The 20866-nt window shown below is 40.8% G+C and carries 20 protein-coding genes and 1 pseudogene; 9 read left to right on the top strand and 12 right to left on the bottom strand.

Annotated features, from left to right (window positions below):
* Positions 1-11 precede the first annotated feature (11 nt).
* The 4 genes from F9856_RS04220 to F9856_RS04205 are packed head-to-tail and all read left to right on the top strand — an operon-like array spanning position 12 to position 3776.
* The gene (locus F9856_RS04220; RefSeq protein ID WP_202105843.1) at positions 12-797 is read left to right on the top strand and encodes an ABC transporter ATP-binding protein; all 786 of its coding nucleotides are present in this window, start codon (positions 12-14) and stop codon (positions 795-797) included.
* A 12-nt stretch (positions 798-809) separates the two neighbouring features.
* The gene (locus tag F9856_RS04215; RefSeq protein ID WP_024378241.1) at positions 810-1739 is read left to right on the top strand and encodes an ABC transporter substrate-binding protein; all 930 of its coding nucleotides are present in this window, start codon (positions 810-812) and stop codon (positions 1737-1739) included.
* A gap of 13 nt (positions 1740-1752) precedes the next feature.
* Positions 1753-2778: a FecCD family ABC transporter permease gene (locus tag F9856_RS04210; RefSeq protein WP_029185280.1), complete on the top strand. Its 1026-nt coding sequence runs from the start codon at positions 1753-1755 to the stop codon at positions 2776-2778.
* Positions 2775-3776, top strand: coding sequence for a FecCD family ABC transporter permease (locus F9856_RS04205; RefSeq protein WP_202105842.1), 1002 nt, complete (start codon positions 2775-2777; stop codon positions 3774-3776). The genes F9856_RS04210 and F9856_RS04205 overlap by 4 nt, the downstream gene beginning before the upstream one ends.
* 18 nt (positions 3777-3794) lie before the next feature.
* Here the strand turns inward: F9856_RS04205 and F9856_RS04200 are convergent, their stop codons facing one another.
* Together F9856_RS04200 and F9856_RS04195 are read right to left on the bottom strand one after the other, a co-directional pair.
* Entirely contained in the window at positions 3795-4274 is a 480-nt protein-coding gene (locus F9856_RS04200) for a glutathione peroxidase (RefSeq protein WP_202105840.1), read from the bottom strand.
* A gap of 13 nt (positions 4275-4287) precedes the next feature.
* Positions 4288-5004, bottom strand: coding sequence for a pseudouridine synthase (locus tag F9856_RS04195; protein WP_202105839.1), 717 nt, complete (start codon positions 5002-5004; stop codon positions 4288-4290).
* Between the two features lie 138 nt (positions 5005-5142).
* On the opposite strand from F9856_RS04195, the gene F9856_RS04190 reads away from it, so the two are divergent.
* Both F9856_RS04190 and F9856_RS04185 read left to right on the top strand, forming a co-directional pair.
* Positions 5143-6099 carry a glutathione S-transferase family protein gene (locus tag F9856_RS04190; protein ID WP_202105838.1) on the top strand — a complete coding sequence of 319 codons (957 nt, stop codon included), beginning with the start codon at positions 5143-5145 and terminating at the stop codon, positions 6097-6099.
* 72 nt (positions 6100-6171) lie between these two features.
* The gene (locus F9856_RS04185; protein ID WP_202105837.1) at positions 6172-7287 is read left to right on the top strand and encodes a low temperature requirement protein A; all 1116 of its coding nucleotides are present in this window, start codon (positions 6172-6174) and stop codon (positions 7285-7287) included.
* A gap of 89 nt (positions 7288-7376) precedes the next feature.
* On the opposite strand, the gene dltD is transcribed toward F9856_RS04185, so the two are convergent.
* The 6 genes and pseudogenes from dltD to F9856_RS04155 all read right to left on the bottom strand — a co-directional run bounded on the left by dltD (position 7377) and on the right by F9856_RS04155 (position 12891).
* Positions 7377-8642: a D-alanyl-lipoteichoic acid biosynthesis protein DltD gene (gene dltD, locus F9856_RS04180; protein ID WP_002941704.1), complete on the bottom strand. Its 1266-nt coding sequence runs from the start codon at positions 8640-8642 to the stop codon at positions 7377-7379.
* Positions 8635-8874: a D-alanine--poly(phosphoribitol) ligase subunit DltC gene (gene dltC, locus F9856_RS04175; RefSeq protein WP_002937198.1), complete on the bottom strand. Its 240-nt coding sequence runs from the start codon at positions 8872-8874 to the stop codon at positions 8635-8637. The genes dltD and dltC overlap by 8 nt, the downstream gene beginning before the upstream one ends.
* Before the next feature lie 42 nt (positions 8875-8916).
* Positions 8917-10158 (bottom strand): D-alanyl-lipoteichoic acid biosynthesis protein DltB, encoded by a 1242-nt coding sequence (gene dltB, locus F9856_RS04170; protein ID WP_024399067.1) that lies wholly within the window; start codon positions 10156-10158, stop codon positions 8917-8919.
* Positions 10155-11717, bottom strand: a complete 1563-nt coding sequence (dltA, locus tag F9856_RS04165; protein WP_202105836.1) for a D-alanine--poly(phosphoribitol) ligase subunit DltA — start codon at positions 11715-11717, stop codon at positions 10155-10157. Before dltA ends, dltB begins: the two co-directional genes overlap by 4 nt.
* Positions 11707-11832 (bottom strand): teichoic acid D-Ala incorporation-associated protein DltX, encoded by a 126-nt coding sequence (gene dltX, locus F9856_RS04160; RefSeq protein WP_002937209.1) that lies wholly within the window; start codon positions 11830-11832, stop codon positions 11707-11709. The genes dltA and dltX overlap by 11 nt, the downstream gene beginning before the upstream one ends.
* Positions 11833-12077: 245 nt before the next feature.
* A pseudogene (locus F9856_RS04155) lies at positions 12078-12891 on the bottom strand (IS982 family transposase).
* A 127-nt stretch (positions 12892-13018) separates the two neighbouring features.
* On the opposite strand from F9856_RS04155, the gene F9856_RS04150 reads away from it, so the two are divergent.
* A complete protein-coding gene (locus F9856_RS04150) occupies positions 13019-13576 on the top strand; it encodes a low temperature requirement protein A (RefSeq protein ID WP_202105835.1) in 558 nt (185 codons plus the stop codon).
* 38 nt (positions 13577-13614) lie between these two features.
* On the opposite strand, the gene F9856_RS04145 is transcribed toward F9856_RS04150, so the two are convergent.
* Entirely contained in the window at positions 13615-14319 is a 705-nt protein-coding gene (locus F9856_RS04145) for a glucosamine-6-phosphate deaminase (RefSeq protein ID WP_202105834.1), read from the bottom strand.
* A gap of 347 nt (positions 14320-14666) precedes the next feature.
* Between F9856_RS04145 and queA the strand changes: the two genes are divergently transcribed.
* Together queA and F9856_RS04135 are read left to right on the top strand one after the other, a co-directional pair.
* On the top strand, positions 14667-15695 hold the full coding sequence (gene queA / locus F9856_RS04140) for a tRNA preQ1(34) S-adenosylmethionine ribosyltransferase-isomerase QueA (RefSeq protein ID WP_202105833.1): 1029 nt from the start codon (positions 14667-14669) through the stop codon (positions 15693-15695).
* Positions 15696-15758: 63 nt separating this feature from the next.
* Positions 15759-16232, top strand: coding sequence for an arginine repressor (locus tag F9856_RS04135; RefSeq protein WP_002941715.1), 474 nt, complete (start codon positions 15759-15761; stop codon positions 16230-16232).
* A 325-nt stretch (positions 16233-16557) separates the two neighbouring features.
* On the opposite strand, the gene F9856_RS04130 is transcribed toward F9856_RS04135, so the two are convergent.
* The 3 genes from F9856_RS04130 to arcC form a co-directional block, all read right to left on the bottom strand.
* Positions 16558-17898 (bottom strand): dipeptidase, encoded by a 1341-nt coding sequence (locus F9856_RS04130; protein WP_029997586.1) that lies wholly within the window; start codon positions 17896-17898, stop codon positions 16558-16560.
* A gap of 115 nt (positions 17899-18013) precedes the next feature.
* Positions 18014-19519: a YfcC family protein gene (locus tag F9856_RS04125; RefSeq protein ID WP_105147235.1), complete on the bottom strand. Its 1506-nt coding sequence runs from the start codon at positions 19517-19519 to the stop codon at positions 18014-18016.
* 342 nt (positions 19520-19861) lie between these two features.
* On the bottom strand, positions 19862-20809 hold the full coding sequence (gene arcC, locus F9856_RS04120) for a carbamate kinase (protein ID WP_002941719.1): 948 nt from the start codon (positions 20807-20809) through the stop codon (positions 19862-19864).
* Positions 20810-20866: the final 57 nt, after the last annotated feature.

Below are 20866 nucleotides of genomic sequence, written 5' to 3'. Positions count from 1 at the left end.
AGGAGGAGTTTGTGTCTTCGATTCAAGCGGAAAATATCCAAGTCTCTTACGACAATCGGATTATTATTGATGAATTATCAACAAGTATTCCAAAAGGAAGTATAACGACAATCATTGGTGCCAATGGCTGTGGAAAATCGACCTTGCTTAAAGCGATGACAAGGATTATCCCTGTTCAAGAAGGGGCTATCTATTTAGATGGACAAGCCATTTCACAACTACCAACCAAAGAAGTTGCAAAAAAATTGGCCCTGCTCCCTCAGGTCTTAGAAGCGACAGAAGGGATTTCCGTTTATGAACTGGTCTCCTATGGTCGCTTTCCGCATCAAAATGGGCTGGGGCATCTCACTAATCAGGATAGAGATAAAATCAACTGGGCCTTGGAAGTCACCCAGACCGCTCCCTACGCTAGGTTACCAGTTGATGATTTATCAGGTGGTCAGAGGCAACGTGTTTGGATTGCGATGGCACTTGCCCAAGATACGGATACCATTTTCTTAGATGAACCAACAACCTATCTTGATCTCAATCATCAATTGGAAGTCTTAGAACTTTTAAAAGAACTGAATCAAAGCCGACGGAAAACCATTGTGATGGTCCTTCACGATGTCAATTTATCAGCTCGATTTTCAGATTATATGATTGCCATGAAAGAGGGAGATATTCGCTACCATGGGTCTGTGTCCAATATGATGACAACTGAGATACTGAGGGACATTTTTAGCATTGAACCTCAATTGATGCAGGTTACTGGTCAAGATTACCCTATTTTGCTAACTTACGATTTAAAAAAATAATAAGGAGAAAAAATGAAAAAGTTTTTAGCTATTTTTAGTTTATTTGTTGGGCTGGTTTTCTTAACAGCTTGTTCTACCTCTTCCTCTTCAACAGACGTAGAACTGTCTAGCATGCCAAAGATTGAAGGCATTACTTACCACGGTGACATTCCTAAAAATCCTAAAAAAGTTGTCAACTTTGCTTACTCTTACACAGGCTATCTCTTACAATTAGGAATTGATGTATCTAGCTATAGTCTAGATTTAGAGAAAAATAGTCCCGTCTTTGGAGACAAACTAAAGGATGTTCCACAATTGACAACGGCAGATACAGAAGCGATTGCCGCACAAAAGCCAGATGTCATTCTAGTATTTGCTGGTGATGATAACTTAGAAACACTGAAAGAAATTGCTCCAGTTATTGAAATCACTTATGGAAAGAGTGACTACTTAAAAATGCTGACAGATATTGGTCAGATTTTTGGAAAAGAAAAGGAAGCACAAGCCTGGTTAGATCAATGGGATAAGAAAGTTGCTACTGCGAAAGAAGAATTGAAAGGATTGATTGATACAAGTTCCACATTTACCGTCATGGACTTCTTCGATAAGAACATCTTCCTTTATGGTAATAACTTTGGTCGTGGTGGAGAATTAATCTATCGCGCTCTCGGTTTTGCCGCTCCTGCAAAGGTTCAAGAAGACATCATCAATAAAGAAGGCTGGTTTGGGGTATCTCAAGAAGCTCTTCCAGAATATGTTGGCGATTATGTCCTTGTTAACGTCAATGATAAAACAAAAGAAGCAGCTGCCTCTCTCAAAGAAAGTGATATTTGGAAAAATCTACCTGCTGTAAAGAATGGTCACGTCATCGAGATAGACTATAACCTCTTCTACTTCTCCGATCCGATGTCTTTAGATTTACAAATTGACGCCTTTGTCTCAGAAATTCAAAAACTTCAGTAAAAGGACTGGATATATGAACAAACTAGTAAGTTCTCGTTATCCCAAAACAAAGCCAAAGAATATTTGGCTTGTTTTTTTCATCATCTGTCTTTCTTTCATAGCTGGAGTCTATCTTAGTTTACGCTTTGGAGCTATTTCTTATAGCCACCAACAACTGATAGAAACCCTAAAGCATCCACTGACAGATTCTTCCGCTCAGGATGTTATCATCGATTTGCGCTTGCCTAGAATGGTAGCCGCCATCTTAGTGGGAGCTGCCATGGCCCAAGCTGGGGCAATGATGCAAGGAATTACACGCAATCCGATTGCCGATCCTGGCTTATTAGGAATCAATGCTGGAGCAGGACTTGCTCTCATTGTTGCCTATGCTCTATTCGGCGGTTTGCACTACAGTCAAATTTTATTAATATGTTTACTGGGCTCCTGTCTAGCAGCCGGTCTAGTCTTTGGTCTAGCTTATCAGGTGCAAAAAGGCTACAATCAACTCCGTTTAATTTTATCTGGCGCCATGGTAGCAAGTCTATTTTCTGCTATTGGTCAGGCTATTACTATCTACTTTGATTTATCAACTGCAGTGATTGGCTGGCAAGCAGGGGGATTGGTACAGGTAAACTGGAAGATGCTGGCCATCATTGCTCCTCTTATCATCATCGGCCTCATCCTTGCTCAGCTCTTTTCGCATCAGCTGACCATCCTGAGTCTCAACGAAACCGTTGCTAAAAATCTAGGTCAACGAACCTTACTGATAACCTTGGTTTTGTTGGGAATTGTCCTTCTACTCTCAGCTTCTGCGGTAGCTCTTGTGGGCTCACTTTCTTTTATCGGGCTCATTATTCCTCACTTTATCCGCATGTTTACAGGGAAAAATTACAAGCTACTCTTGCCATTAACTGCCTTTGCAGGGGCTAGTTTCCTCATCTGGGTAGATTTGGTTTGCCGTTCTATCAATCCACCTGTTGAAACTCCCATTAGCGCAGTCATCAGTATCATTGGTCTCCCTTGCTTCCTATGGTTGATTAGAAAGGAGAAACACTTTTGATAAGACATCACAACTATCTAAAAATATTCACATTCCTGCTAATCCTTTTATTTGTCATTTTCCTACTTTCCTTATCTATCGGCTATAGCAATTCATCCTTTTCAGATCTCATCGACATCATGAGTGGGCGTGCCAGTTCATCGACTCTACTGATCATTGGGCGAATTCGCTTACCTAGAATAATCGCCTCCATGATCGGAGGGGCTTCTCTGGCTTTGGCGGGTTTGTTGCTACAAACTTTGACCCGCAATCCTCTGGCAGATTCTGGAATATTAGGAATCAACGCAGGAGCTGGTCTTGTTGTGGCACTATTTGTCGGTCTCTCTTCAAAAATCAGCCCTGTCTTATTGAGTCTCATGCCTCTATTTGCTATGATGGGCGGTGGATTAACTATTTTTCTAGTTTACTGGATTGCACGTAAGAAGCTGTACGGCATCCATCCTGCACGCTTAATTATCACGGGAGTTGGAATTTCGAGCATGCTGTCTGGTATCATGGTCAGCATCATCAGCCAATTAGATGACTTTAAGATGGAATACATTGTCCAGTGGCTCAGCGGTCGAGTAAATGGTGGAGATTGGAAAACTATCGCAATCTATACTCCTCTTCTTCTATTGGTGTGGATGGCAACATTTAGTCGAAGTCGCTCACTCAATATTATGAATCTAAACGACCAGACAGCCATGGCTTTGGGACTCCACTTACAGCGTGAAAGGCGGACTACCTTGGTATTGGCTACCGCCCTAGCCTCTCTTAGTGTCATTTTAGTTGGTAATATAACCTTCGTTGGTCTCATTGCTGGTCACATTGTGCGCAAATGGTTAGGAAATGACCATCGTGTCATCATTCCAGCTACTATGATAATAGGAAGCTTCATTCTACTTCTAGCGGATACCATAGGACGAGTACTACTTGTCGGAACAGGCATCCCAACCGGCATCATCGTCTCCCTTATCGGCGCTCCCTATTTTCTGTGGTTACTAAAACAAGAAGGCTAGATGACTCCAGCCTTCTTGTTATGTTTCTAGGTAAAGTTCAATATCCTCTTTAAGTTTTAATGGACTAGTTGTTGGTAAATATCGTTCGACCACACGCCCTTGTCTATCCACCAAAAACTTGGTAAAATTCCACTCGATTCGACCTCCCAATAAGGTCGATTTTTCTTTCTTAAGATAGCGATATAGCGGACTAGCTTCAGATCCATTCACAGCAATTTTAGCAAAACGAGGAAAAGTTGTACCATAATTCAAGCTACAGGTCTGATTGATGTCTTCCGCAGAACCGAGAGCCTGATTTAAAAATTGATTACAAGGGAAATCCAACACTACAAAACCTTGGCCTCGATAGCTATCATATAGCTCCTGTAGTTCCTTGTATTGTGGTGCCAATCCACAACCTGGCGCTGTATTGACTATAAGTAAAACTTGTCCTTGATACTCAGCCATGGACTGATCTGTTCCATCTTGTTTTTGTACTGTAAAATCATAAATGCTCATTATATATCCTCCTCTAGTCAAAATAAGTGAATAAATGTTCCATTTCATTTGGTGTGAGTTGTCTGTATGCACCTCGTTCCAAATCCCGCAGTTCAAAACCACCAAAGGAAATCCGCTTGAGATAAGTGACCTTGACACCATAGGCTAAAAACATCTTTTTGACCTGATGAAACTTACCTTCTGCCAGCTTGATGGTCGCTCTGCTATGGTCCAAAGAAGCCTCCAAGACAGTCAAATCTGCAGGCTGACACCGTGTTCCATCCAAGAAAGTAACACCTGAGGCAAAAAATTTTGAAGCATCCTCAGCCAAGCATCCATTTACCTCCACATAGTAGACCTTGTCCACATGGTGGCTGGGATGGAGCATGCGATAACCGAGCGGACCATTGTTGGTAATGAGGACTAGGCCTTCGGTATCCCTGTCCAGGCGACCGACTGGGTAGAGACCTTCCCTACTGTCTTGCGGAGAAATCAAGTCGATGACTGTCTGATGCTCCTGGTCTGTCACTGCAGAAACGATACCTGCTGGTTTATGGAGCAAATAATAGGCAGATCCTTCTAAAGCAACTTTTTTACCCGAAACTTGGATAGTTTGTAACTCTGGGTCAACAATCTGGCTTAGGCTTTGAGCTGCTTGTCCGTTAATCTTGATTTGCTGGGCTTTGAAAAGTTTTTTAACTTGCTTACGCGAGCCAACTTTGGCTTTCTCTAAACATTTGTCCAATCTCATGGGACTATTGTATCACAAATCATATAGCTTGACTCTTTTTGAAAAAAGTTTATAATACTAGTTAGTGATATATTTTTTTACAAAGGAAATCCAATCATCCTATTGGATTTCCCATTTTTTCAGTAAGGGAGAAAATTCATGGGACTTTTACAAGATGGCAAATGGGTGGATCAGTGGTATGATACCAAATCAACAGGCGGTAAATTTGTCCGTACTGTCACACAATTTCGCAACTGGATTACTCCAGATGGACAAGCAGGTCCGACAGGAAAAGGCGGTTTCAAGGCCGAGTCTGGTCGCTACCACCTCTACGTTTCTCTGGCTTGTCCTTGGGCGAGTCGGACCTTAATCATGCGAAAATTGAAGGGTCTGGAAGACCATATTTCCTTGTCTGTCGTTCATCCCCTCATGTTAGAAAATGGTTGGACCTTTGCGGACGGACCTGGTGTTATCAAGGATACCCTCTTTAACAGCGATTATCTCTATCAGGTCTATTTGAAGGCTAACCCAGCTTACTCTGGTCGGGTGACGGTGCCTGTACTTTGGGACAAAGAAACCAATACCATTGTCAGCAATGAATCGGCTGAAATCATGCGCATGTTTAACTCTGCTTTTAATGATATTACTGGAAATTACGATGACTATTATCCAGCAAACCTGCAAGCCGAGATTGATGCTATGAACGACTTTATCTATCCAAACATCAACAATGGAGTCTACAAGGCAGGTTTTTCAACTAATCAAAACGTTTACGACAAAGAAGTCAAAAATCTCTTTGCTGCCTTGGATAAACTAGAAGAGCATTTGGCTGATAAGGACTATCTGGTGGGCAATCAGCTGACAGAGGCTGATATTCGTCTCTTTACTACATTAGTGCGGTTTGATCCAGTTTACTTTGGGCATTTCAAATGCAATATCAAGGCTTTGGTTGACTATCCAAACTTGTGGGATTATACCAAGCGGATTTACAACCACTCAGGTATTGCGGAGACGGTTGACTTTGACCATATCAAACAGCACTACTACGGTAGCCACAAAAACATTAACCCAACAGGTATTGTCCCAGTCGGACCAGACTTGGACTGGACATTGTAAGAAATAAAGGGAGATGACAGCCTCCCTTTTCGTATGGTATAATAGGTCAGATTTTTTGAAAAGGAGATTTCCATGTCTGAAATTATCGCAAAACGCGTATCCAACTATGAATTATTTTATGATTTGGTCTTTGTCCTGGCCACTTCTTCACTGACTGGACTTTTGCACGGTGACCATATCGGTCTCAGGGAAATTCTAACTTTTATCACCGCCAACCTGATTATTATGACCTTGTGGATTAATGAGACGATTTACCTCAACAAATATGGTGAGCGAGATTTGCTGGATATTTTCACTATCATCGCTTCTATGTTTGTTGTAGGACAATTATCCCTAAACTTTAGTCATGATTTTAAAGCGACAGCCCTACCCTTTACTATCTTTTTGACCCTGTCTTATTTGCTACTTTGCTTGCAGTACTACCTTCGTGGGCGAAAAATCGGTTTTACGGCTGATATTAAGCATAGTCTCTATATGTTTGGGATTTATTTGCTGGTATTTTTCTTGGCTTTGGTAGCTATTTACTTCAATTTCTGGACCTATGATGAAAAGAGCCTCTTGCTTTTTTATCTTCCATTTTTCATTTCCTATTTTTTCAAAGACAAACTCAGCCATGATGTGATGAACTTTCCTCATATCGTAGAACGCTGCCAGCTGATTACTATTATCACCTTTGGTGAAACAGTCATTGCGATTTTGAAAAATTATCCGATTCTAGAACTTCCTTTGGAAGGAATCCTCCTCTTCTTCGCAATGGCGACTCTGTTCATCTTCTATATTTCTCAGACCTATCTCACTATCGACCATCACCGCAAGGCAGATGCGACTGTTCTGCTATACGCTCACTTGGTGATTGTTCTTGGCTTGAATTTCTTCACAGTGGCAATGGAACTTTTCCCTAGTCATCATAATGATTTGGCCTTGCCCATGCTGATTGTAGGAAACCTTCTCTTCTATAGTGGTATCCTTTCGACCTCCTTCTATAATCAACAAGTCCATCAAGTTGGCAGGAGAGGGCTGTTCATCTATGCTCTCATTTTACTAATTGGAAATGTTGCCTTATTGCTGGATGGGCATTCAAATATCCTACTATTTGTTATCTTAAACCTGCTCTCACACGCTATGGTTGCCTATCATGTTATTCGCTTCCGCAAAGCCAACCACAGTTTGTTGGGGGAAGATATATAATCATTCAGTTTATTACAGTAAAAGAACAAAAAAAGCAAGGAGACTTCCTAATTCAAAGCCTTCTTGCTTTTTATTATAACTGTATCTAACTATTTCAAAAATAAGTTTAAATCTCCCTTATATGCAGCCCATTCGGAAGTTAAAAATTCTTTTTTTAACTGATAATGAACAGGTGCTTGTTGTTCTGTCAAGAATGGGTGGATATACTTATCAAGCTCCAGCCAGCCTTGCCAACCGATGTGGATTGTATCTTGCATAAAATAATCTATCCCCCCCTGCTCCGACAAATCAGCAATATGATTGAAACCTTGACTGGTCAACTGGTACTTAATCTTTGCTACTGTTGCCCGATACATATCTTTATTGAGACCAGTGTAGTTCATCCAACGTTCATTAACTGGGGGAATTACAAATAGCACATCAGTCTGATGTTTAGCAAATTCATTCAAAACCAGCTGAAAATCATTGTACTCCGGTGATTGCAGATAAGATATTTTTGTCTGGGATTGTTTGAGTTTTTTGATTTTTGACTGAAGACGATTTCTATAAAACCTATCATCAATTTGGAAATCATTTGATTGAGTAGAACGACTCCCGTCCTCATTAGCCACTTTACTCAAGCGGTCATAGGAAAAAGGCTCTGGAAGTTTCATCGCTTCCGTTTCTACCAATCCTAAATTACTACCAGAATCAGCAAAGCGACTAAATAAGGCATCTTGCTTTTCTAATAAATAGGCTTGCCAGGTCAACTGCTCTCTATCCCATTTCGACAATTCCTTACCACTAGCTACTTTTTGAAACATTCCTGTCAAACTACAGTCTGATTTAAGCTCTAAGAAACGCTTTGCTGCATATCTATCATAGTCATCCTCAGCACTTGTTTGCAGAAAATGAGTGGCTTGATCACTACTAAAATATTGTTCAAATGCCTTGGATGATGCCCCTTTGGGTGAAAACCATTGAGGAGAAACAACATAGATAGCCTGACTATTTTTTAAATGTGCCCCAATCTGTTGCATGCCAAAATATTGTGTCAGCGAAGCTGCACCACGTTGTCCTAACAAATAGGGAGTATACTCTCTCTGATAGGCATCTGCCAACACTGACGGATGCATACTATCAAAACGTGACCATTCACTTGACCCAAAGAAAGGAACAAAGCGATGATTTTTGTCTCCCAGAGCTCTATTTTTCTTATATTTGCTCTTAAAACTAATATAAGACAATGCTACTGCATCTTGTTTTTCTTCTTTGAAATTTGACCGAGAAGAACTCGGGAAAAACAACAAGGTGAGAATAACTAAAAACGTTGCACAAATCACAGGCCCAAAAATCTGCCACAATTGCTTACGCATGCATCAACTCCACAACACCAGAAATGATTTTGTTAGCTGTATTCCAATCTTCACGACCAAACTCTGAAACTGGAACTGTAATATTAAAACGACTTTCTAACTCCACAATAAGTTCTACAGTTCCCATACTATCCAAAACACCCGCATCAAATAGGTCTTCATCCATCATTTCAGATACATCTTCCATAAATAATTCTTCGATAATATTCAATATTGTTTCTTTTACATCCATTTTTTATTCCTTTCTACGATTCATACAATCGTTACCTATTGTCTACTTGAACCACAATTTATCTAAAAATCCTGAAAATATCAAGAAAGAGAACATGACCGTATGGAAGGTCACAAACATACCAGCGAAACTCGTCCAACGATTATCCAGCAGTGGTTCTTGCCCAGCTTTTTTTCGAGCTAAATTAATTGATTTCCTCTTACGAATCCAAGCGTCATTGATGATCAACCCCAAAGCATGAAAGAGACCATATGCAATATAATACCATGTTACACCATGCCACAAGCCCATCAAGAGCATATTTAACAGATAGGCAACATTAGATACCGTATTTCGATTTTTGAAAACCTTATGTTTTAACAAAGTCTTAACCAGACGCATGAAGACGAAATCACGGAACCAAAAAGATAAGCTGATATGCCATCGATTCCAAAATTCCTTAAGATCACGCGATTTGAACGGTTGATCAAAGTTAATTGGGCAACGAATACCCATAAGATTGGAAATACCTATGGCAAACATGGAATAGCCTGCAAAGTCAAAGAATAATTCAAAACCATAGAGATACATAACTCCAATAGTAGGTAAGTTAAACCATCCACCTTGATCCAAGGCGACTGCCTTTAAAGGCTCCAGTAAAGTATGCCCGATAAAATAGGCTAGAATAAACTTATATAAGAAGCCCATCATAATATAATGCACAGTCTGATCGAGCATATTTAATAACTCAGTTCGCTCAGGAATTTGTTTGTAATCTTCCGTAAACCGTCTATAACGATCAATAGGACCACTCGAAATAGTTGGCATAAATAGCAAAAATCGTAAAAAACTCCCTAAACTAAATTCCGTTAGTAAACCGTCCCGCATTTCAATCACCATTCCGACCGACCGAAACGTTAAATAAGAAATACCTAAAAAACCGAAAATTGCCCCATGCTGACTAAAAGTCGGGGCCAACTTTACCCAAGTCAACGGAAAAACAGCTAAACACACGATTAAATAGAAGACCCAGCTTTGATTTGCCCGTTGACGATAATGTTTGTAGAAAAAAATCAACATTGTCTGCCAAATAATATAGGCCAATAAAGACAGCAATTGCATTGTCTTTGTATCTGTAAACATCAAGACAATGAAGGCTAAACTAACACCTGTTTCATACAAGGGGAAACGTTTTTTAAAAAGGAGTCCTATAAAAATTGGTACTAGCGCCAAGACTAGATAGAAAAAGTACAATGGATTCCCATAAGGCTCTAACTGAGGTAGCTGTTTGAAAAACTCCATCATTGAGCATTCACCTCAGCGATCAATCCCTTAATATCAATCTTCCCATTTGCAGTCAAAGGAAGACTGTCTCGATAAATAAACTTCGAAGGCATCATATAATCCATCATCCGTTCTTTTAACTCCTGCTTGATGACCTTGGTTAACTCCAACTCTCGATCGAACTGCTCCATAATCCCTGCTTTAGGGACAACATAAGCTAACAGATTTTGCACTTTATGGTCAGCATTATAACGTGGAACAGCTACCGCAGCCTCAATATAGGTTGATTTATTTAAGTGTTGGGCAACTTCTTCCAACTCGATACGATAACCATTATATTTAATTTGGAAATCCATACGCCCACCATAGAGTAACAGACCTTCATCTGTCATTACACCCAAATCCCCAGTATGATAGGCCTGTAAGCCGTCAAACTGGAAAAATGCCGCCTCGGTTCTCTCAGGATTATTCAAATATCCTTTAGAGACAGCAGGACCTGATACAACAATTTCTCCCTGTTGACCATTCGGTACTACTTGACCATCCTCATCCAAAATAAAAGTTGGTGAGTCTGGTTTGGTATAACCAATCGGCAAACGTTTATAATTCACTAACATCTCATCAGTGATAGCAACTGCTGATAAGGCGACTGTAGCTTCGGTCGGTCCATAAGCGTTAACAATCACAGCTTTTGGAAAACGTTCGCGGAGCTTCTGAGCTGTTTTTACAGTTAACTCCTCTCCGTCAAAATAGAAATGCGTCAAATTTGGTAAATGTTTCCCATCGAACTCACGAGATAGCAAAGCCATATCGACAAATGATGGTGTCGAAGTCCAAATCTTAAATGGCAAAGTTTGAATAGCTGCAAATAAGGTTTTAAAATCCAAAGTCAACTCTTTCGGTAGGGCAAATAAGGTCCCACCAAGGGCAAGCGTCGGAGCCCAATACATAACCGACAAGTCAAACGAATAGGAAGGTTGAGCCAACATTTGCGGTCGCTCTGGTAGCGCAAACTCCTTATCCATTATCATCCAGTTGGTGAAGCTGAGCAAATTGTCATGCGAAATTTGCACCCCTTTTGGTTTACCCGTTGTCCCAGAAGTGAAGATAATATAGTAGGTATCATCTCCACTTACAGGATGCATCAACTGATAAGTCGACTTCTTCTCAAAAATGGCTTCAACTTCAGACAAACCAAGCACTGGCAAACTTGTCTCTAGCGGAAAGTCTGCTACCGCAAACACCAAACTCGGCTCTGCTATTTCCAGAATAGCTTCAATCCGATCCAAAGCAGAATGACTATCTACAGGGATATATGGATGGCCAGCCTTGGTTAAGGCAACAAAGATTGCCAACATCTGGTACTCCTGTCCGCCAAAAACAAGAACAGGAGAGTTTGCTGGTAAATCCAAACTATCAATATGGGCTGCTAAAGAATCTGAATCTGCCTTTAAATCCCCATAACTGTACAACTGTCCTAGATAATGGTAAACAGGGTAGTCAGGATTTTCTGTCGCAAAATGCTCTACCCGCTCTAACATACTGCTAATCTTTTTTATACTCTCCTCTTTAAAACTCATTATAGATAAATCCTCCCTGTCCAATGTCTAAATAACTATACAGATACAAAAGTAGTAACAATATAAAAAAATAGAACAGGGTTCTACAGATAAATCGTACAACTGGATGTTGCATGTTCTATCTCCTTCCATCTCTTATTCCTGCGAATTACTTTAAATACAATGTCTAGTCAATCTTGACTTACTTCGAACTCATTCCATTCATTAAATGATTAATTTTAAATCAACCTACATTTTACCATAATTTTGTCAATTTATTTCTTTTTTCACTAAAAAATACAAGAATATACCTGTTACACAAAGACTACCCGTGTGCTAGTTCATTTCAAAATAGCGTAAGTTATGAGCTAGAATAATTTGTTAGATTCGTAACTGTAGTCCAGCTAGCCCTCTAGCTAATGTCTGTTCGATGTCAAAGAGATGACACAGTTCAGAAAAACGTGTTTCAATAGTTCGTCTCATGGCCATCACTTTCCAATCATTATGTTTTTCAGCACCTGCCATATTTTGTCGAAATAGCGTCCATAGATGGCACCTTTCCCGTTTCAAGTCCTTTGCTTAGGTAGCCTAAATCACCCAGGATAACCGATTACTTACACCCTTCTAATAGCTCATAAACCACCTTGATATCGTGGACAGAGGCTGGTGTGACAACATAATTCAGAATATAACCTGATAAGGTCACGGTCACCAGCATATGAACCTTGAAACCGTAGAACCAAAGATGTTTAGAGGCGTTGTAACCAATATCGGCTAATCCTTTAAAAATGGTAGCTCTGTGATTGCGAACAGGTTGACAAAGTGGCAAAGGAAAACTATCTATAATGACAATGTCATCGGGATTAATCATATCATTCAAGGCTTTTCGGATGAATTGGACGAGCCAAATCAATTGTCTAGACCGACGATTGAAACGACTTCTTTCTAGTAACCGACCACAAGGAAAGAGGCGGCAGATGTTGTAGAAATGGCGTTGTGATGTCATGCCTAGTTCAGCTTGTAACAAAAGCAAGACAAGGAGCGATTCATCTGAAACTTTGGCTAAGCCAACATTACGCCGATATTTGAAGGAATCCGGGCAATAGTTGTGGTAGAAGTGATGACAAATTTGTGATAATTGGCGTACATTCCATTGCAAATGATGAGATTTAGCAGTGTACTGTAAGCGGCTCATTGGGACTAACCTCCTGTATGTTTCGTCACTTACAGTATAGTCCATTTGGGCTTTTTATTGTATTTTGAAATGAACTAGCACCACGGGTATTTCCTATTTCTTCAAGGACAAACTCAGCCATGATGTGATGAACTTTCCTCATATCGTAGAACGCTGCCAGCTGATTACTATTATCACCTTTGGTGAAACAGTCATTGCGATTTTGAAAAATTATCCGATTCAGACGCATCTGTTCGACAGTGTTATATTGTTCTTGGCAATGGCTTTCTCCTTTATGTTTTACATTTCGCAAACCTATCTCAATATCAACCACCATCAAAAGACAAATGTAGCCACCTTACTCTATGCCCATATGGTACTGGTTTTGGGTCTCAACTTCTTCACAGTCTCTGTGGAGGTCTTGCCTGGTGAGCATGCTAGTTTGGGCTTGCCTTTCCTCCTCATTGGTTACTTCCTCTACTTTATAGGAATCCTGATGACCAGTCGCTACAACCAGGACCTTTATCAACTAGATAAGATGGTTTGGCTTCAATATGCTATTGTAGTATTCACTACCATCATTCTTCTGATAGCCTTCCACCACTATCTAACCTTGATTGCCGCTATACTGGTTGCTAGTTCATTTATGATGCTGGTCATCTCTTTCCGCCACCGCAATCGTGTAGAAGCTGACCTTGAATCCTAAAAAAACCGACTACCAAAAATGGTAGTCGGTTTTGTCTATTATGCTAATTTACTCGCAGCGGATTGGTCGAGGATAAGGATGACATTGTCGTGGTTTTGGAGGACGCTAGCTGGGACTTGCTCTGTCACTGGTCCTTCCACCGTCGCCTTTATGGCGTCAGCTTTTTCCTGACCATAGGCCATGAGAACAATGGTCTTGGCTGCCATAATGTTGGCGATGCCCATGGAGATAGCTTGTTTTGGCACATCTTCTAGATTTTCAAAGAAGCGAGCGTTGGCTTCGATGGTTGATGGCGCCAATTCAACCAGATGGGTCTGACCATCAAATGGAGCACCTGGTTCGTTGAAACCAATATGTCCGTTGCGACCGATACCCAAAATTTGGAAATCAATTGGATGCTCTGCCAATACTTGGTTGTAACGTTCTGTTTCAGCAACTACATCTGTCGCCAAACCATTCGGTAAATAAGATTTCTTAAATGGTTTGTCATTGAAAAGATTTTCCTTCATAAAATGAATATAGGATTGGTCGCTCTCCTCACCTAAACCAACATACTCATCCAAGTTTACAGATGTCACATCCGAAAAGTCTAAATCCGACTCACGAATCAATCTGTAAAATTCTAACGGACTGGAGCCTGTTGCCAAACCTAATACCTTGGCACCTCCGTTCAATTTTTCTCTTAAAATGTCTAATGCTACAGTTGCTCCTTCAACTTGATTGTTTACTACATGAATTTTCATAACACACCTCTTTGGTCTATACCATTTATTGCTTTTCTTTATTATATGGTATAGACCAATTTTTGTCAAGAATTTATACTTATAGAGTATTACATCAGCACGAATAATTTTAATTCTCTTCCCATCCATCAAGACTTAAGTGTCTAACTATGATATAATACATTTATGACAGATGTGCTTTTTTACTTATTTTTTATTGGTATTCTGTTCTGCCTTACTGGCTATTTTATTTCTAAATCAAAGGTCCTAAAGTTTATTTTCTACCTGATTGGTAGTCTATTGGTGGCTTTGCCATTTGCCCTATTGATTTATTTTACCTATATTTTATTTTAGTCTAAGGAGTGAATATGAATACTGCAGATTTTGATTTTGATTTACCCGAAGAGCTTATCGCTCAAGTTCCCCTTGAAAAGCGCGACAGCTCTAAACTATTGATCCTCGACCGCAAAAAACAGAGCATGGTTGACAGTCACTTTGACCATATCATCGACCAGCTGAATCCCGGTGATGCTCTGGTCATGAACAATACACGTGTTCTGCCTGCCCGTCTCTATGGCTACAAGCCTGAAACTATGGGACATGTTGAGCTTTTGCTTTTGAAAAATACCCAAGGTGATCAGTGGGAAGTTCTTGCCAAACCAGCAAAACGTCTGAAAGTCGGTACCACAGTCGCTTTTGGTGACGGACGATTAACTGCTACTATCGTAGAAGAATTAGAACACGGTGGAAGAATTGTTGAATTCTCCTATGAAGGTATCTTCCTTGAAGTCTTGGAAAGTCTAGGCGAAATGCCACTTCCACCTTACATTCATGAGAAATTAGAAGACCGTGAACGCTATCAAACAGTTTATGCCAAGGAAAACGGTTCTGCCGCAGCTCCAACTGCTGGACTACATTTCACCCAAGAGTTACTCGAAAAAATCGAAGCTAAAGGAGTGAAGCTAGTCTATTTGACTCTTCACGTTGGGCTTGGGACCTTCCGACCAGTCTCTGTTGATAACGTTGATGAGCATGAAATGCACTCGGAATTCTATAACCTATCAGCAGAAGCTGCTCAAACCCTCAATCAAGTCAAAGATAACGGTGGTCGTATCGTCGCAGTCGGCACTACATCCATCCGCACCCTCGAAACCATCGGTAATAAATTTGATGGCCGTTTGGAAGCTGATTCTGGTTGGACAAATATCTTCATCAAACCTGGCTACACCTTCCGAATCGTTGATGCCTTCTCAACCAATTTCCACCTGCCAAAATCTACTTTGGTTATGCTAGTTTCTGCCTTTGCAGGTAGAGAATTTACCTTAGATGCCTATAAACATGCTGTTGAAGAACGTTACCGCTTCTTTAGTTTTGGGGATGCAATGTTTATTCAATAGGCTGTTATCACCAATTTATTCTGAGTTCAGATTTTATTTTCCTTACATCTCAAGGAGGGCCCTATGAACAAGATTGAAAGCCGCCATCAGCTGATCCTATCTCTAATCATGGAGAAGAAAATACATACCCAGCAGGAATTGCAAGAATTACTAGAGGTCAACGGAGTCTCCGTCACCCAATCTACCCTCTCCCGTGACATCAAGATGCTCAATCTTGTCAAAGTCAACGAAGATGATTCTTCTCACTATGTCATCAACCCCATTGCTCCTACTCGCTGGGAAAAACGACTGCGACTCTATATGGAAGATGCTTTGGTCATGCTAAAACCTATCCAACATCAAGTGGTGCTCAAGACCCTACCTGGATTGGCCAACTCATTCGGTTCTATTTTGGATGCCATGGAGATTCCTCAAATTGTAGCGACCGTCTGCGGTGACGATGTCTGTCTCATCATTTGTGAAGATGTCGAGGGGGCACAAGCTTGCTTCGAGCACTTGAAACAGTTTACTCCACCATTTTTCTTTAGTAAATTATAAAAATTTGTGTTCACAAACAACATACTTAATTTTAAAGATAATTTTTCAAATAAATATCAATAACTTCCCTTTATACTCATAAACGAAAATATAACATGTAAGTGTTTTATTGTAGAATAGTCTAACTTGACTTATTCTATATGCAGATGGGTTCTATTTCTAAAATAGCATATAATAAGTCACACTTTCATATATTTTTGTCCACTTCTTGTAAACAGTGACACATTTCTATCTCATCTTTCAATGTTATTCTTCATAAGAAAAGCTCTTAGATATTTCACTAAGAGCTTTTAAACTGTAATTTACTATTCAATACTGATAGTGGCTATTCCGCAGCTAGGCGATAGACTGCCTCAGCATAAATATCCATTGTTTTATATAAGTCTTCTAATGGCATGCGTTCATTTTCCTGATGCTCTGTTTGTTCTGTATCTGGGAAACATGCACCAAAGGCCACACAGTTTGGCATGGTACGAGCAAAGGTAGCCCCACCTGACGAGATTGGCTCGCTTGTTAAATCTCCTGTCTTATCTTGATAAACAGACATGAGCGTAGATACCAGCTGGCTGTCTAATGGCACATACAAGGAAGCAAGGTAGTCGTACTCTTCATAGGTCAAGCCACATGATTGCGCTTTGGCTTGTAAAGTAGAAACTAGGGCTTCTTTATCCGCAGTGACAGGAATACGAATGTCCAAGCGAATTTCTGATTTTTTTGCGCTAATGGTTAGACCTGCAATATTGAAACTGAGTGTCCCTGATGGTTCATCGGTCACATCACCAAAAAGCTTAAATCCTGTGGCATCTTCACCAACTGCATTGACGATAAAGTCCAAGGCTGGATGACTTTCGAAATGTTCCAAAGCCTTTGCCAAACGAACGATGGCATTGACCCCCTCGGCAGCATCCTTGGCGTGCCGCGAAATACCAAGAACCGTTACTTGATCATCTTTGGTTTCATAATCAAAGCCTAATTGATCTAATTCCGCAATAACTCCTGCTAATAAATGACCGGAATAGCTTGCCTTGGCAGGTACTACGTTATAGGCAGTTCCCGCTTCGATACTCAGACAAGGGTGACCTGGACCATGCAATTTGGCCTGTAGCAATCCTTTTTCAGCATAAGTCAAAGGGAAGGAAGAATCTGGTGCAAAGCCCATAGTTGCCACTTCTTCCAACTGATTGTAGCGGTTCATACACCGCCATAAGGTCTCTTCATCTGTTCCAAAAATGAAACGAATCCGTTTGTTAAATTGGACTCCCGCATCAAGAAGTGCTTTTACTGCAAATAAGGCCGCCATCGAAGGACCTTTATCATCCTGAACCCCGCGTCCAATAATGTAATCTCCCTCTACCACAGCCTCAAAAGGCGGCGTCTGCCATTGACTAAGATCACCAGCAGGTACCACATCTAAGTGGCAAAGGATTGCTAATAATTCTTCGCCTTGCCCAATTTCAGCATAGCCATAATAGCCAGCAGGGTCTAAATAAGTTTTAAAACCCATTTTTTCCGTCAAAGCCAACGTGTGCTCCAGAACATCCTGAATCGCCTGACCAAATGGTGTTTGGTTTTGACCTTCATGCAGGACAGACGGAAAAGCTACCAGTTCCTTAATCGCCTCTACACAAGCCTCTTGATGCTGTGCTTGAATAAAACTTGTTTCCATTGTTTCTCCTTTCAACAGATTAAAATATAGTTCTTTCTGTTTTCATTCTATCACAAATGGAAAAACTGAGCCAAATTTATCTGTATTCATGATAAAATCTGACCCAGAATTTCGATTAGAAGAATGTCGCAATGACAAGAATAGCAATTGATGCAAGTACAATAGCTGCAATCAATTTACCTACAAATTTATACCAAGTACCAATTTCAACACGACCAAGTGCCAAGGCTCCCATTACAATACCTGATGTTGGAGCCACCAAGTTCAAGAGACCTGATGCAGCTTGGAAAGCTGTGATAACCAAGCTCGCTGGTACATTTACAAATTCACCAAGAGGTGCCATGATACCCATAGAAGCCCCTGCAAGACCTGATGAAGATGGAATCAGGAAGGACATTGGTAGATAGAAGAGATATGTCAAAATGATGAATACTTGTGAAGACAAACCTTGCAAGCCAACTTCACCCCAATGCAGAATAGTCGCTGTAATCATACCGTCATTCATGATGACTTGAATACCACGCGCCACCGCACAGATAAGGGCAACACTGAGCAAGTCTGCCGCACCATTCATAAAGGCTTTTACCAGACGTGCTTCATCCATGCCATAGACAATACCGACCAAGACACCAGCAAAGGCAAAGAGCATAGCTCCTTCAGGGAAATACCACCAGCCAAATGGATAGGCTGAACTACCAATCACCTGACCGATTCCTGGCAAGCCAAGTAACCAGGTGTTAAAATCTGCAAAGACAGAAACACCCAAGTCTTCCCAAGGAATAAAACTACAAATCATGACTACAAAAGTCAATACGAAGACCCAAAGGACACGTTTTTGAGCAGGTGTCAAGACAGCATTGACTTCTTCACTTGATGTGTTGACATTGAAATGAGCCATATCTGCTTCACGTTGTTTGTAAACGAGGGATTTAGTTGGGTCGTTTTTCACTTTTTCAGCATAGTTAGCAACGAACCACACACCCAGACCCAAAATAACGATAAAGAAGATAATCCGCCATATCATACCATCGGCCAAGGAAACCCCTGCTGCATCCGAAGCCACACCTGTCGCAAATGGGTTTACAGTCGAAGCCAAACAGCCGATTTGAGAACCCAACAAGATAATAGCAACACCTGTAATACTATCAAAACCAACTGCCATCATAACAGGAACAAGGAGCGGGAAGAAGGCCATGGTTTCCTCACCCATACCGTAGGTAGAACCGCCCAAGGCAAACAAAGGCATGAGAATGTAAATCAGCATTTTCTCGCGACCCTTGAAGCGTTTCACAATGGAGGCAATCCCCACATCAAGCGCACCAGTTTCATTGACCACGCCTAAGAAGGAACCAACCATCAGAATAAAGAAGGCAACGTCAATAGCCTTACTAGTATCGCCATGACCCAACATAGCACGGACAGGTGCCATCAGAATATCCCAAATTCCCTGCGGATTTTGAGCCACTGCTTGATAGGTGCCTGTGATAAATTTTCCAGCTTCGTCTTTTTCATACTGACCTGCTGGAATAACCCATGTCATCACTGCCATAAAGGCAATAATGAGCATCAAAATAGAATACGATGAAGGCATTTTAAAGCCTTTTTTCACTTTTTCGCTCATCGCAAAAACCTCCTATAATATTTTAAAAGTTTATCCCCTATTTAAGGGAAATTGTATCCGTAATAACCGTATCAAATATCCACCTATCTTCAAGAGATGTCTATCTCCTTCAGTCTATTATCTGAAATCATTGCTTATAGATAGATACTTGATAGGAAATGGATGAGAGGGGAGAGAGCTTAGACGCCCAGACCTTCATGTTTAGATTAAAGGGAACCCTTATGGGACTATCAACACTTTCTCTCCCCTAACTCCATCAATAAATAACCCGTCTAGTTTAAAAACTATATTTGCATGCAGAGTACATCAATAAATAGAAGCCTCAACGATACATACAGCTACTTAGCCTTTGACAATGATAGTGCCGCTATCGGATTCAATCAAAGCACCTAAGTTTTCTAATGAGGTAATGACTGCTTTTGATTGCGGCTTATTGTTTACAAAAGCAATAGCTGCTTCAACTTTCGGTAGCATGGAACCTGGTGCGAATTGATTTTGTTTGATATATTCTTCCAATTCAGCTACGGTAACTGTTTCTAATTTTTCTTGGTCTGGTTTGTTGTAGTTAACAAAGACATAGTCTACACCGGTCAAGACGATAAACAAGTCTGCGTCAACCAATTCTGCCAAACATTGAGAAGCAAAGTCCTTATCGATAACTGCTTCCACACCGGTCAGGGTGCCATCTGCTTCTTGGACAACTGGAATACCTCCGCCTCCAGCAGCTACGACTACCTCACCTGCATTGAGAAGGGTACGAATGGTACCTATCTCTTTGATTCCTACAGGTTTTGGCGAAGCAACGACTTTGCGCCAGCCACGACCAGCATCTTCTTTGAAGGTTGCACCAGTCTTTTCTGCTTCTGCTTTCGCTTCTTCTTCTGTATAGAATGGTCCAATCGGCTTGGTCAAATTTTCGAAGGCGGGATCATTCTTATCCACGATAACCTGGGTCACAACAGATGCTACATCTTTTTCAATGCCTTCCTTGAGCAATTCATTTTCCAAGGCATTTTGCAACCAGAAACCAATCGAACCTTCTGTCATGGCTACCAAACTGTCTAATGGAAAAGCTGGGTTCTTTTCCGAATCAGCAGCAAGGTTTTGAAGAAGTAAGTTTCCAACCTGAGGACCATTACCATGCGTGATAATAAGGTCATCCCCATTTTTTATCAATTTTACAAGGTGCTTGGCTGTTTGTACCAAGGCCTCTTTTTGTGCTTTAGCCGATGGGTCGGACGATAAAATGGCATTGCCACCCAAGGCTACTACAATTTTACGATTTGCCATATCTCTTGCTTTTTCCTCACTTTCGCGAAATAGTAATCGCTTACACATCTATCCTCA

It is taken from the genome of Streptococcus suis, from assembly GCF_016743335.1.
Classification (GTDB): domain Bacteria; phylum Bacillota; class Bacilli; order Lactobacillales; family Streptococcaceae; genus Streptococcus; species Streptococcus suis_Y.
Note: the sequence above shows the minus strand (reverse complement) of the source record. Positions and strands in the feature narration are given on the sequence as shown.